Genomic DNA, 13,818 nt, shown 5'->3' on the forward strand with positions numbered 1-13,818 from the left:
TTTCCTAGAGGGTAGCGGTTTCGGGTGCCCAGTCTTCGGGGAGGGCTGCGGAGGCCGGCGCGGAACTTTCCACGTTGATGAATGTGCCGGCATCAATGGATTCGGAGATGGACACCATGCTGTCCAGGACGTGGTACGCAAGGTCCCCGGTGGCCCGGTGCGGGACAGCTGCCCGGATGGACCGGGCCATGTCCAGCACGCCCATGCCCCGGCCGTTCGCCGGGCCGGTGGCCGGGATGGTGGTCCAGTCCTCGTCTCCGGCCCGCCACATCCTGATGTCGCCGTCGAAGTAATTGGGGTCCGGCAGGGAAATGGTGGCCTCGGTGCCGGTGATCTCCACCATGCCCACCCGTGCGCGGGGGGATTCGAAGGAGAACACGCTGTGGGAGGAGGCGCCGGACTCGAACTGCACCATCGCTGAGACGTGGGTGGGTACCTCAACCGTGAATTCCTCGCCGGCTTTGGGCCCGGAACCGATGACGCGGACTTCCTTGGCCTTGGACCCGACGGCGGCCACCTTGCGGATGGAGCCGAATGCCTGGACCAGGGTGGTGAGGTAGTACGGGCCCATGTCGAACAGCGGGCCGGCGCCATGCTGGAACAGGAACGCCGGGTTGGGGTGCCAGGACTCCGGGCCGGGGGTCTGGAACGTGGTCATCGCGGTCAGGGGCGTGCCGATGTCGCCGCGCTGGATCAGGCGCAGGGCGGTCTGCAGCCCGGCGCCGAGGAAGGTGTCCGGTGCGCAGCCCAGGCGGATGCCTGCGGCGTCGGCGGTCTTGAGGAGCCCGAGCCCGGATTCCCGGTCCAGGCTGAACGGCTTCTCCGTCCAGACGTGCTTGCCGGCGTTTACGGCGGCTGTGGCCACCTCAACGTGCGCGGCCGGGATGGTCAGGTTGACGATGATCTCCACGTCCGGGTGGTGCAGTGCCTTGTCCACGCCGCCCCATTCCGGGATGCCGTACTCCTTGGCACGGGCCTCGGCCGCCTCTTCGAACATGTCGGCGATGACGTGGACCTTGAGGTCGGGGAACACGGTGAGGTTGTCCAGGTACTGCTTGCTGATGTTGCCGGCGCCGATGACGCCGACGCCTACCGGGCCTTTGCGTGCGGAAAGGGGACTCATGCCGTTGCTCCTTCTGCAGGGTTGCCGGCGGTGTTGCTGTTCAGGAAGGCCAGGCTTTGGGCGATGCCGTCGAAGATGTCGCCGGCATAGTCGTCGAATTCCACCACGCCTGTCTCCAGGGACTTCGCCGCTGCGATGACGTCCAGGACCGGGACCTTGCCTTGCCCTGCGGGCTGCTGCGCCTTGGTGTCCGTGGTCAGGGGGCCGTCCTTGATGTGGATGAGCTTCACCCGGTCACCCAGCCTGGCAAGGATGTCCACGGGGTCATGGCCGCCGACAGCCACCCAGTACGTGTCCACCTCCAGGACCACCTCCGGATCCAGCAGGCCTTCGAAGTATTCCAGGGCGGTGCGGCCTTCAATGGTGGACTCCAGCTCCCACTGATGGTTGTGGTAGCCCACGCGGATCCCGTATTCGGCGCCCTTTTTGGCTGCTGCGTTCAGCCTGGCCGCCGTGGCGTGGATGTCCTCCGCGTTCTGCCAGTGATCGGCCGGGATGAAGGGCTCGATGACGGTGGCAATGCCGAGTCCTTTGGCCGCGGCGAAAATTTCGTCCTGGTCCTGGCTGAGCAGCGGAGCGTGGCCGGAAGGTGCGGCCAGGCCGTTTTCCCTCAGCGCGGCGCCCAGCTCCCTGGCGGTGGCCACAAAGTTGTAGGGCTCCACCTGCGTGAAGCCGATCTCCGCCACCTTCCTGATGGTTCCGGGCAGGTCGTCCTCGATGGCGTTGCGCAGGGTGTAGAGCTGGACTGAATACGGCATGGTTCTCCTGGCTTCTTCGGCATGTGGCAGTGTCCCGCCCGCAGTTTGTCTTAGTGCAAAGCTAGAAGGACTTTTGCCGAAGGTCAAGCAAAAGTTGTGCGCGTGACAGAAGTAAGTGGGCGTGCTATCAATTTCGTATGACCAAAACCGCCGGACAATTTGCTCCGCCTGACATCCAGGGGCTGCAGGGGCGTGCCGGGGATCTCTTCCAACTCCTGCGTGACGGCCAGGCACGGACGCGCGCCGAACTTGCCATCACTACCGGGCTGGCCCGCTCCACCGTTGCCTCCCGCATCGATGCCCTCATCAGCTCCGGCCTGGTTGGGCCCGCGGGGGAGGCAAGCTCCAGCGGCGGCAGGCCGCCGTCGCGCTTTGCCTTCAACCCGGCCGCGCGCGTTGTGCTGGCCGTCGACGTCGGGGCCACCCACGCGGTGGTGGCCGTCACTGACCTTGCCGGCAGCATTGTGGCGGAGCGCCGGCTGGAGCAGGAAGTGGCTGAGGGGCCGGAAGCCGTGTTGGGCCGGATCCTTGCCCTTGCACAAGGGCTGCTCGCCGAGGCCGGCCGCCCCCTCAAGGACCTTGCCGGAGTGGGCATCGGCCTGCCCGGCCCGGTTGAACACGACACGGGGCGGCCCGTTAAGCCGCCCATCATGCCGGGGTGGGACGGATTCGACGTGGTCCCGTATGTCCAGCGCTCGCTGCCGGTCCCTGTCCTGGTGGACAACGACGTCAACATCATGGCCCTCGGGGAGAGGACCGCCTACTGGCCCGAGCACAGCAACTTCCTGTTCATCAAGGTCGCCACGGGCGTTGGCGCGGGCATCATCAGCAGCGGGCAGCTGCAACGCGGGGCAAACGGCACGGCCGGCGACCTGGGCCATGTCCGCGTGCCGCGGGGCGATGACGTCCTGTGCCGCTGCGGCAACTACGGCTGCCTCGAAGCGCTCGCGTCCGGGCCCGCCGTCGCCCGGCAGCTCCAGGCGCAGGGCCTGGATGCGGCAACGGGCGCCGATGTGCTGCGGCTGGTCCGGGAGGGGCACCCGCAGGCTGTCCAGGCGCTGCGCCAGGCAGGACGCGATGTGGGCGACGTCCTGGCCGCCGCGGTCAACCTGCTCAATCCGTCCATTGTCATCATTGGCGGCAGCATCGGGGAGGCGGGGGAGCACCTTGTGGCCGGGATCCGCGAGGTGGTGTACCGGCGCTCGCTGCCGCTGGCCACGGCGCACCTGCGCATCGGGATCTCGATGGCGGGGCCCCGCGCGGCAATCCTCGGGGCCAGCCAGATGGTCACCCAGCACGTCCTGTCGCCCGACGTCGTCGAGGCAACACTCGCCGGGAGCGCTATTGCCGGCTAAGCTCCCGGCACAAAAAACTGGCCCTGGTGATGTGATCACCAGGGCCAGTACGTAACGCTATTTCCTGTCAGTCTCTGGACCGGAGCTGACTGCAGAGCTGCCTCCGGAGCTTCCCCCGGAGCAGGACTCGGGGTCAGGGCAGGTCTCCGCGCATTCGTGCTTGGTCACGAGGTCGAACTGGACCCCGCGGTGCTGCTCGACGCCGGTGCGGATGGCCCGCTCCACCACCGACGTGGCCAGGCGGCGGCGCAGCGAGAGCGGGTCCCGGCGCAGGTCCTTGGCCAGGGCGAAGCAAAGCAGCAGCATCACGACGACGAACGGCAGCGCCGCAACGATGGTGATCCGCTGCAGGCCCGACAAGGCTTCGGAAGGTTCGTCACCGCCGGCCAGGAGCATAACTGCCGCCACGGCACCGGTCAGCGTTCCCCAGAAGATGACCAGGCCGCGCTTCGGCTCCGAGGAGCCGTTGGAGCTCAACGAGGACATAACCAACGATGCCGAGTCCGCGCCGGTGATGAAGAAGATGGCAACCAGTACCATGGCCAGGACCACGACGGCGGCGATCAGCCAGGCCGGCAGGGGCAGGTTCTTGACCAGGTTGAACAGGGCGCCGTCGAAATCAATGCTGGCAGTTCCGTCGGTGACCGTCATCAGGCCCGGCAGGTTTGCCTTGTCGGCGTCCTGCTGGATCTTGAACGCAGTACCGCCGAAGATGCCGAACCAGATGACGCTCACGATGCTCGGGACCAGCAGGACGCCGGTCACGAACTGCCGGATGGTCCGGCCACGGCTGATGCGGGCAATGAACATCCCTACGAAGGGCGTCCAGGAAATCCACCATGCCCAGTAGAAGATGGTCCATCCTGACATCCAGGTACGGAGCGCTTCGTCACCCACGGCCTCGGTGCGGGAGGACATCTCTGCCAGGTCACGGGCGTAATCTCCCACAGCTGCCGGGATGAGGTTGAGGATGAACAGGGTGGGCCCGGCAATGAAGACGATCAAAGCAAGGATGACGGCCAGGACCATGTTGGTGTTGGACAGCCACTGGATGCCGCGGCTGATGCCGGATACGGCCGAGGCGACGAAGCACGCCGTCAGGATGGCTACGATGGCCACCAGGACGGGAGTCCCGATTTCACCCACGTAGCCGTTGGAGGTGAGGCCGCTTCCGATCTGCAGTGCTCCGAGGCCCAGTGACGCGGCCGTGCCGAAAAGCGTGGCGAAGATGGCGAGGATGTTGATGAACTTCCCCACCGGGCCTTCCACCGTCCTGATGCCGAACAGCGAGGTGAAGGCAGCCGAGATCAGCTGCTTGCGGCCCAGCCGGTAGGTGCCGTACGCCATGGCAATACCCACCACTGCGTACATGGCCCAGGGGTGGAGGGTCCAGTGGAAGATGGACGTGGCCATCGCTGTCTGGATGGCGTCCGGTGTGCGGCCGTCCACGGTGCCGGGCGGGGGAGTGATGAAGTGGTACAGGGGCTCTGCGACACCGTAGAACATCAGGCCGATGCCCATGCCGGCGGCGAACATCATCGACACCCAGGACACGGTCCGGAACTCGGGCTTTTCGCCGTCCTTGCCCAGCGGGATGTTTCCGAACTTGCCCAGGGCCAGCCACAGGACAAAAACGACGAAGAGGGAGGCCAGCACCATAAAGAGCCAGCCCGTGTACTCCATTACCCAGTCGAGGGCTGCGGTGGAGGTTGTGGAAAGGCTTTCCTTGCCAACGAACCCCCAGACCACGAAGGCCAGGGCGAGGACGCCCGTGGTGCCGAACGTGGTCTTGTCGAGGATGAGCTTGCGGTTGCGGCGTTCGGAGACTGCCTGCTCGGTCTTGCTCTGGCGCAGCTCCTCGAGGATCTGCTCGTATTCTTCTGTCTCCGGAAGGATGGCGGTCTCGCTTTCGGCCGGGGCAGTTTCTGCCGGCGTGCCGGCTGCGGCAGCTCCGGCTGCCGGGACGGTGCTGTCCTTCACGTCCGGGTTCGGCCTGACAGGGGCTTCCAGTGGATCGCTGTCCACGGGAAGGCCGTTCGGTTTGGGGGATGATATTTCGCTGTTGATAGCCATGAGCGGGTTCCTTTGCTCGGCGAGTCACGGGCAGGCATTGATGCATGCCCTTGGGGCGATAGTCCGGGCGGAAGGTTGGGGTCCACGCCCGATTCGCTGACTGTGGTGTCGCACCTCTTTAGGTTCAGGGTTCTTATTCACATAGGAAGGGCCGGGAAGCCCTGGGGGAGGTGTTCCGCAAGAATCAACAGAATTCGCGCTAAGCAACAGAGTGCGCTAGACCACATTCAAAGTCAAGGTTTTTCTGAAGGCGCCCTGTAACTCTTGACACGTTAAACGCCCGAAACACACTGTTGCATGTCGTGATTCATGTTGCGCAGGACGCCGCCTCAACGGCCACCCTGCCGGGACGTCCGATCCGTTCCCGGCCGGCATAAACATTGAGGCTGTGCCCCCTGCTGAATCCCACCAGGGTCACCCCGGTCTCGGCAGCAAGGTCCGCGGCAAGGCTGGAAGGCGCGCTGACGGCAGCCAGGACCGGGATTCCCGCCAGGGCGGCCTTCTGGACCAGCTCAAACGACGCGCGGCCCGAGACCTGCAGGACGGTGCCGCGCAGCGGCAGCAGCCCCTCCCGCAGCGCCCAGCCCACTACTTTGTCCACCGCGTTGTGGCGGCCCACGTCCTCGCGCAGGCACAGCAGTTCAGGTTCATCCCCGTCCATCCTGAACAGGCCCGCTGCATGCACGCCGCCGGTCTTGTCGAACACGGCCTGGGCCTCCCGCAACCTTTCCGGCAACCCGGCCAGGAGGTCCACGGGAACCCGCAGCCCGTCCCCGGACGGGTCGAAGTGCAGGGTCTTGCGGACGGCGTCGATGGATTCGGTCCCGCAGATGCCACAGGAGCTTGATGTGTAGACGTGCCGCTTGGTGTCCGGAATGGCCGCGCCAGGTCCCAGCTGGGCATCCACCACGTTGAAGGTCTGCACATCCCCGTTCCTGCCGGCGCAGAAGCGCAGCGACACCAGGTCTGACTGCTGGCGGATGACGCCTTCCGAGACGAGGAAACCGGCCACGAGGTCAAAGTCGTCGCCGGGAGTCCTCATGGTGACGGCAAAGGGCTGTCCTGCCAGCCGGATTTCCAGTGGCTCCTCGGCGGCGAGGACATCCTCCTTGAACCGGACGGGGAACTCGGTGGCTGATCCATCCAGGTGGAAACGGTGGATCTTCCGGCGCTGGGTCATACGGGCCATGGCGTGTATCCCTGACTGTTCGTGGAATCTATGGTCTCACCTGGCTGTGTCCAGGGAAGAGGGAGGACAGGGACAGGTTCGCCTGACTGAACACCGCATGGGGGAATGGCCATAACGCCGTCCGCCCATGCCAGGCCGCGCATCATGCCCGGACCCGTGTGTTGGAGCGGAAACGCCAGCCCGGAAAGGAATCTGCAGGGGATGAGCCGGGTGCGTCCCGCGTCCGGTTCGATGTCACTGCCGGACAGCACCTGGTCCAGCGGGCGCAGCTGCCGGTTTCCGAGGGCAGCCAGCAGCGGTGCACCGATGGTCAGGAGCGCCATCATGGCCGCCAGGGGATTTCCGGGCAGTCCGACGACGAAGCGGCCGTCCGGGAGTCCGGCCAGCACGGCGGGGTGGCCGGGGCGCATGGCGATCCCGTCCAGCAGCAGTTCACCGCCCAGCGCGGCTATGGCCGCGCGGAAGTGGTCCGTCCCGGACTTGCCGGTCCCGCCTGTTGTGATGATGACGTCGGGCCGTTCACCGGCCGGCGCGGCACGGTCCGCCAGGGCGGCGAGCCACTCGCTGAACGAGTCGCCGATCCTCACGGGAGGGCCGGCAGTACCTCCGAGCTGCCCGACTACCGTGCCCAGCTGCGGGCCAAAGGTGTCCCTGACCTGTCCCGGTGCAGGAACGCCGTGCGTCACCACTTCCGCCCCCGTCAGTACGACGCCGACTGCGGGCCGGGCGCGGACCAGGACTTCGTCGTGGCCTGCTACGGCCGCCAGGGCGAGGTGCGCAGGGTTGAGGACAGTACCGGCTGGCAGCAGCACGTTGCCTGCCCTTGCCTCCTCACCGGCCGGACGTATGTGCTGGCCGGGATGCGGCTCGCCCTGGCGCGCATCGGGACGCAGCGTGAGAACGTGCCTGCCTGCGGCGTCCGTGGATACCTGGCCGCTTTCCTTGCGCAGGACGGCGCCGGCGCCGTCCGGTACCAGTCCCCCGGTGGCGATGACGCGTGCCCGGTTCGGTAAGAGCACCTGGTCCGCCGGCAGCGTCGCGTGCTGCGGTGAAGGGTTGTCCTCCGGAAGAAGCCAGGGGCCCGGGCCGTTCACGGCCCAGCCGTCCATGGCTGATGATGCATAGTGCGGAAGGTCCTGCAGTGCAGTGACATCCCGGGTGAGGACACGGCCGGCTGCGTCAGCCAGGGGCAGGCTCGCCGGCGGGAGCGGCCTGGCGCAGTCGAAGGCGAGCTGCCGGGCTTCAGCCCAGGTGGGAGACCCATTACGGACAACCGCTGCGCGGGAATCAGAAGGTTGGAATACGAGTTCCTCGGTGAGCATCGTTGCTCCCTCTCATTGCGCTGAATATCGGCGGGGACGGAAATGGCCCCGTTTCCGAAAGTGGTGCTTCGATGAGGAATACCTCCCCAGGTTTTAGGCCCACCGAAGCACCATTTACGGAAACGGGACCATCAGGTCCATGTGTTTTAACCGGCCGCCTGGAGGACGCCGGATTCGGCAATCAGCGACCCTGACTGGTTCCGGGCTGCTTCCACCGTGTGCAGGAGCAGCAGGGCCGTGGTCACCGATCCGACACCGCCGGGGACGGGGGTCAGCGCAGCCGCGACGCCGCGGACGCTGTTCCCGTCCACATCGCCCACCAGCGAACCGTCGGCAAGGACGTTCGTGCCGACGTCGACCACTACTGTCTTCGCGGAAACGTCACTGCCCGTCAGCAGGCCTGTCCGTCCGGCGGCGACCACCACGATGTCCGCCTCCCTGGTGTAGGTCCCGAGCGGACCCGACCTGGAATGGCAGACCGTGACCGCCGCGTCGCGTTCCAGCAGCAACAGGGACAGCGGCTTTCCCACCACCGCGGACCGGCCAACAACCACGGCGTTCCGGCCCGCCACCGGGACGTCATAGTGGTCAAGGATTTCGACGACGGCCCGGGCGGTGGCCGGTGCGAACGCGGGCTGGCCCACGGCCAGCCTGCCGAGGCTCAGCGGATTGGCTCCGTCAATGTCCTTCTCCGGCGCGATGAGCCCCACCAGGGCGTCCGCCCGCACCCCCGCGGGAAGCGGCGTTTGCAGGATGATGCCGTTCACGGATGACTCGGCGGCCAGGTCCCGCAGGACACTGGCCAGCACCTGCTCGGTGGCGTCATGGCCCAGGTCGAGGACCCGGCAGCCAATGCCGGCGCGTTCTGCTGCGCGCTCAATGGAGCGCACGTACCAGCGCGTCGATTCGTCATCGGTGGCCATCACCACCGCGAGGACGGGACGCACGCCGTGCTGTTCCAGGGTCCGGGCCTCGTCCTGCGTCCTTTCCCGGATGATCCCGGCGAGGGACGTTCCCGAGAGCGTTGCGGTTTCAGTGCTCAACGAAGGATCCTTTCACGTACGCGTGCCGCAAGGGCGTCGGCTGCCATGACCACTTTGTCCTCCAGGCCGTCCGTCCGCTGGGCCAGCCCGGCGCGTGCCTCGGGGTCCTTGATGGCCACCACGTTGATGTCGATATTCACCCGTGCGGTGGTTGCGGCTGCGCGGGCGGCGTCGGCGGCGGCCGCGACGTCGCTGATGACGTTCGCGTTCGCGACGTCAAACAGTTCCGTTGCAAGCTCCACGACGGCACCGGCAACAGTGACGAGGTGCGCCGGTGTCTGTGCCGCCTGGACGAGCGCGGCGTCAATGGTGGCGGTGCGCGCGGCCTTGAGTTCGTCCGTCGTGGCGGGGAGCTTGTAGGCGTCGATCACAGCCTGGAAGGCCTGCTCATCGGCGTCGGCCAGGCCCACTGCCTCAGTGACCAGATCGTCCGCGGCCTGGGTGATCCGCTGCACCAGGGCGGCGTGCTGCTCGTACTTGCCGCCGGTGGTGTAGCGGGCCACCATGGCCACCAGGGCTGCACCCTGGGCGGCGTGCAGCGCGGCTGCGGCGCCGCCGCCCGGGGTGGGCTGCCGTGAGGCGAGCCGCGTGAGGTAGCTGCCGATCGTCTCTTCGCTGATCATGGCTTAGCCGCGGAGCCGGGTCATGGTGGGGTCGTACAGCGGATCCTGGGTGACGGTGGCAACAATGCGCCGTCCGAAGTACTCAATCTCCACCGAGTCGCCCACTGACACGGCGCTTGGGAGGTAGGCGTAGGCGATCGGTTTGCGCACGGTGTAGCCGTACGCGGCGCTCGTCACGTAGCCCACTGCCTGGTCCTTGTAGAACACAGGTTCCTTGCCCAGCACGATGGACCGGCCGTCGTCGACCGTCAGGCACCGCAGGCGCCGGGCAGAGTTCTCCTCGGTGCGGCCTTCCAGGGCTGCCTTTCCGACGAAGTTGTCCTTGGCCATCTTGACGGCGAATCCCAGGCCGGCTTCGAGGGGGTCGTGTTCGGTGGTCATGTCGGTGCCCCAGGAGCGGTAGCCCTTTTCCAGGCGGAGGGAGCTGAAGGCTGCCCGGCCGGCTGCAATTATGCCGAAGGGCTGGCCGGCTTTCCAGAGCGCGTCCCAGAGGCGCTGGCCGTTGTCCGCGCTGGTGTAGAGCTCCCAGCCCAGTTCGCCAACGTAGGACAGGCGCATGGCCGTGACCGGCACGCCGCCGATGACCACATTCTTGGACCGGAAGTATTTCAGCCCGTCGTTGGAGAAGTCGTCGCTGCTGACCGCACCCACCACCTCGCGTGCGAGCGGGCCCCAGAGGCCGATGCAGCAGGTGCCGCCGGTGGTGTCGCGGACCTGGACCCAGTCGCTGGCCGTGCCGTTTTCGGTCTGGTGCCGGGCTGCCCGCTCGAAGTAGGCGGTGTCGATGTTGCCGTTGGCTCCGAGCTGGAAGGTGTCTTCACTCAGGCGGGCCACGGTGATGTCGCTGCGGATGCCGCCTGCGTGGTCCAGCAGGAGGGTGTAGGTGACGGCGCCGGGCTTCTTGGACATGTCCGCGGTGGTCAGTTCCTGCAGCAGCTTCTGGGCTCCGGGGCCGGAAACCTCAAGGCGCTTGAGGGGGGTCATGTCGTACATGGCGACGGCGGTACGGGTCTTCCACGCTTCGGCTGCGGCGATGGGTGAGCTGAACATTCCGGACCAGGCATCCCGGGCGGGCGGCTGCCAGTCGGCGGGCATCTCCTTGAGGAGGTCTGCGTTGGCTTCGAACCAGTAGGGGCGCTCCCATCCGGCGCCCTCCAGGAAGAACCCGCCCAGCTGCTTGTGCCGGGCATGGAAGGGGCTGACCCGCAGGTTGCGGGGGGAGAGCTTGGGCTGCAGCGGGTGGAGGACGTCGTAGATTTCCACGAAGTTCTGCTGCGAGGTCTCGCTGACGTATTCGGGGGTGAGCTGCACGTCCTCGAACCGGTGGATGTCGCAGTCGCCCAGGTCGATGCGGGACTTGCCCTCCACGAGGAGTTCGGCCACGGCGCGGGCGATGCCTGCGGAGTGCGTAACCCATACGGCCTCGGCAACGAAGAAGCCGTCCAGTTCCTTGGATTCGCCCACCAGCGAACCGCCGTCGGGGGTGAAGGAGAAGATGCCGTTGAAGCCATCCTCGATTTCGCTTTCCCGCAGTGCCGGCAGGATCTGCTTGCTTGCTTCCCACGCGGGCAGGAAGTCCTCCAGCGTGAAGTCCAGGCGTGAGGGCATGTTGTGCTCGCTGATCTCGTTCGGCTTGAAGCTTCCAAGCTCGTCGAGGTCCACCGGCATGGGGCGGTGGGCGTAGGAGCCGATGCCGTACCGGTCACCGTGTTCGCGGTAGTAGAGGTCCTGGTCCTGGTGGCGCAGGATGGGCAGCTGGGCGCCGTTCGGCAGTTCGTTCTTGCCCTTCTGGGCGGGTACCGGGGTGGTCTTGACGTACTGGTGTGCCAGCGGGAGGAGCGGAACGGACATCCCGATCAACTCGCCCACCTTGGCGCCCCAGAAGCCGGCGCAGGAAACCACGATGTCCGCTGGGATCACGCCGTCGGAGGTCTCGACACCGGTCACGCGGCGGTTTGCCTGCTCGATACCGGTCACCTCGGTGTTGCCGATGTACTTCACGCCGGCGGCTTCGGTGCGCTTGATCAGCAGCTGCACGGCGCGGGCCGCAAGTGCCAAGCCATCGGTGGGGACGTGGAGGCCACCCAGGATGTCTTCCTCATTGATAAGCGGGTAGAGCTCCTTGCACTCCTCACGCGAGAGGATCCTGCCGTCGATGCCCCACGATTGTGCATACCCGAGCTTGCGCTTAAGGTCGGCAAGGCGGGTCTCCGTGGTGGCGACTTCCAGGCCGCCCACCTGGTTGAAGCAGCTGACGCCGTCCTCGGTCAGGGACAGCAGCTTTTCCACCGTGTACTTGGCGAACAGTGCCATGGACTTGGACGGGTTGGTCTGGAAGACCAGGCCGGGGGCGTGGGAGGTCGACCCGCCGGGCATGTTGAGCGGGCCCTGGTCCAGGACCGTGATGTTGTTCCAGCCCCTGGTGACGAGCTCATCGGCGAGGTTGGTGCCGACGATGCCGGCTCCGATGATGACAATGCGTGGCGACGATTCCATGTGGTTGCTCCTGCTGCTGTTCGTGTTTAAGTCTGTTGAGGGGGCGCGGCCGGTTACCGGAACACGACCGTGCTGGACTCATCCAGCAGCACGCGGTGCTGGCAGTGCCATCGCACAGCCCGGGACAGCGCGAGTGCTTCCGCATCCTGCCCCACCGTGGACAATGCCGACGGACCATAGCTGTGGTCCACGCGGATCACTTCCTGCTCGATGATGGGTCCCTCATCCAGGTCTGCGGTGACGTAGTGGGCGGTGGCGCCCACCAGCTTGACGCCACGGTCATAGGCCTGGTGGTAGGGGCGGGCGCCCTTGAAGCCGGGGAGGAAGGAGTGGTGGATGTTGATGGCACGGCCTTCCAGTGACCGGCACAGGTCGTTGGAAAGCACCTGCATGTACCGGGCCAGGACCACCAGGTCCACGTTGTACTCCTCCACCAGGTCCAGGAGCCGGCGCTCGGCGTCGGCCTTGGTGTCCGCCGTCACGGGGATGTGAATGAACGGCAGGCCGGCTGCTTCCGCCATGGCGCGGTGGGTCTCGTGGTTGGAAACGACCAGGACCAGGTCACCGCCCAGGGTGCCGCCGCGCCAGCGGAAGATGAGGTCGTTCAGGCAGTGGCCGAACTTGGAGACCATCACCAGGACGCGCTGCTGGGTCTGGTCGTGGAAGCTGAACTTCATGTCGAAACGGTCGGCGATGGAACGGAACTCTTCTTCGAGCATGTCCGGGGTGTAGTCGGGGGAACCTGAGAACGCGGTGCGCAGGTGCAGGGTCTCACGCAGGCTGTCGTCGAACTGCTGGTGTTCGTCGATGTTGAAGCCCCGCTCGAACAGGAAGGTAGTCACGGCCTGGACGATCCCGGCGCGCTCGCGGCACGACAGTGTGAGCACGAATTTCTGCGCCTGCTCCTGGACCGGTGCCGCAAGTACAGCAGCTGACGACTCTGTTTGCATGAGGGTCATGTCCCCTCCTCCTTCAAGATATATCCTGTGTATCGGACTGATATATTAGGTTGGAGATCAGCGTATACTGGTCCATGAGTGAGGTCAATAGTCATTTCTGGCCCGAGGAAGGGGTCCTAGCGTGGCGTTTGAAACTTTGGCGGTGGCTGACGATGTCAGCAGGAAGTCCCTTGCGGATGTGGCCTATGAGAGCATCCGCGACCGGCTCCTGATGCTGGACATCAAACCCGGTGAACTCCTCAATGACGACTCTCTTGCCAAAGCCCTTGGCGTGGGCCGCACGCCCATCCGGGAAGCCCTGAAGCGGCTGGAGCTGGACCGGCTGGTGGTCACCTATCCGCGGCGCGGCACGTTTGCCACGCGCGTGGACGTCACGGATCTTTCGTTCATCTCGGAAATACGTGCCCAGCTTGAGCCCCTTGCGGCCTCACGCGCTGCGCGGGTGGCAACTGAAGCCGTCCGGGCACAGCTGCGGGCCATCCTCAAAGATGTTGAGGCCTTTGATGCCGGCGCCGCCTCGGTAACTGAAACGCTGAGGCTGGACGCCCGCGTGCACCAGGGCATCTACGCGGCAGCAGCGAATCCCCACCTTGAGGACATCCTCATCCGCTATGACAACCTGGCGACCAGGATCTGGTGCATGGTCATCGACCGTCTTCCGGATCTTTCCCTCCATGTGCACGAACACCTCGACCTGCTCCGCGCCGTCATCGAGGGTGACGAGGCCAGGGCTGCCGACCTGGCGCGGGTGCACGTGAGCGGATTCGAACATGCGGTCCGGGAGGCGCTTTTCAGCGCCTAGGTTTCGCCGCCGCCGCACTTTGGACGCCGAGGCTTCATTGACAGGAAATGTGACCTGCAACATACTTGAGCTGGC

Annotated in this window: 11 protein-coding genes; 2 read left to right on the forward strand and 9 right to left on the reverse strand. The window is 66.0% G+C overall.

From position 1 onward, the window contains the following. Positions 1-4 precede the first annotated feature (4 nt). Both P2Q66_RS18650 and P2Q66_RS18655 read right to left on the reverse strand, forming a co-directional pair. On the reverse strand, positions 5-1,123 hold the full coding sequence (locus P2Q66_RS18650; protein ID WP_275730507.1) for a Gfo/Idh/MocA family oxidoreductase: 1,119 nt from the start codon (positions 1,121-1,123) through the stop codon (positions 5-7). After that, on the reverse strand, positions 1,120-1,881 hold the full coding sequence (locus P2Q66_RS18655; protein ID WP_275730508.1) for a sugar phosphate isomerase/epimerase: 762 nt from the start codon (positions 1,879-1,881) through the stop codon (positions 1,120-1,122). The genes P2Q66_RS18650 and P2Q66_RS18655 overlap by 4 nt, the downstream gene beginning before the upstream one ends. A 137-nt stretch (positions 1,882-2,018) precedes the next feature. Here P2Q66_RS18655 and P2Q66_RS18660 point away from each other — a divergent pair, with 137 nt between their 5' ends. Further along, positions 2,019-3,236, forward strand: a complete 1,218-nt coding sequence (locus P2Q66_RS18660; protein WP_275730509.1) for an ROK family transcriptional regulator — start codon at positions 2,019-2,021, stop codon at positions 3,234-3,236. A gap of 57 nt (positions 3,237-3,293) precedes the next feature. On the opposite strand, the gene P2Q66_RS18665 is transcribed toward P2Q66_RS18660, so the two are convergent. The 7 genes from P2Q66_RS18665 to purU all read right to left on the reverse strand — a co-directional run bounded on the left by P2Q66_RS18665 (position 3,294) and on the right by purU (position 12,941). Next, complete coding sequence (locus P2Q66_RS18665; RefSeq protein WP_275730511.1) at positions 3,294-5,309, reverse strand: BCCT family transporter; 2,016 nt, start codon at positions 5,307-5,309, stop codon at positions 3,294-3,296. A 307-nt stretch (positions 5,310-5,616) separates the two neighbouring features. Beyond that, positions 5,617-6,498: a formate dehydrogenase accessory sulfurtransferase FdhD gene (gene fdhD / locus P2Q66_RS18670; protein ID WP_275730512.1), complete on the reverse strand. Its 882-nt coding sequence runs from the start codon at positions 6,496-6,498 to the stop codon at positions 5,617-5,619. Further along, complete coding sequence (locus P2Q66_RS18675) at positions 6,486-7,820, reverse strand: molybdopterin molybdotransferase MoeA (RefSeq protein ID WP_275730513.1); 1,335 nt, start codon at positions 7,818-7,820, stop codon at positions 6,486-6,488. The genes fdhD and P2Q66_RS18675 overlap by 13 nt, the downstream gene beginning before the upstream one ends. Positions 7,821-7,966: 146 nt before the next feature. Next, the gene (locus P2Q66_RS18680) at positions 7,967-8,863 is read right to left on the reverse strand and encodes a bifunctional 5,10-methylenetetrahydrofolate dehydrogenase/5,10-methenyltetrahydrofolate cyclohydrolase (RefSeq protein ID WP_275730514.1); all 897 of its coding nucleotides are present in this window, start codon (positions 8,861-8,863) and stop codon (positions 7,967-7,969) included. Further along, positions 8,860-9,486, reverse strand: coding sequence for a cyclodeaminase/cyclohydrolase family protein (locus P2Q66_RS18685; RefSeq protein ID WP_275730516.1), 627 nt, complete (start codon positions 9,484-9,486; stop codon positions 8,860-8,862). The genes P2Q66_RS18680 and P2Q66_RS18685 overlap by 4 nt, the downstream gene beginning before the upstream one ends. 3 nt (positions 9,487-9,489) lie before the next feature. Then, positions 9,490-11,982, reverse strand: a complete 2,493-nt coding sequence (locus P2Q66_RS18690) for an FAD-dependent oxidoreductase (RefSeq protein WP_115524742.1) — start codon at positions 11,980-11,982, stop codon at positions 9,490-9,492. A gap of 53 nt (positions 11,983-12,035) precedes the next feature. After that, positions 12,036-12,941: a formyltetrahydrofolate deformylase gene (purU, locus tag P2Q66_RS18695; RefSeq protein ID WP_275730517.1), complete on the reverse strand. Its 906-nt coding sequence runs from the start codon at positions 12,939-12,941 to the stop codon at positions 12,036-12,038. Positions 12,942-13,062: 121 nt separating this feature from the next. Between purU and P2Q66_RS18700 the strand changes: the two genes are divergently transcribed. Further along, positions 13,063-13,743, forward strand: a complete 681-nt coding sequence (locus P2Q66_RS18700) for a GntR family transcriptional regulator (protein WP_079596908.1) — start codon at positions 13,063-13,065, stop codon at positions 13,741-13,743. Positions 13,744-13,818 lie beyond the last annotated feature (75 nt).

It is taken from the genome of Arthrobacter sp. Cr_A7 (assembly GCF_029222765.1).
Lineage (GTDB): Bacteria > Actinomycetota > Actinomycetes > Actinomycetales > Micrococcaceae > Arthrobacter.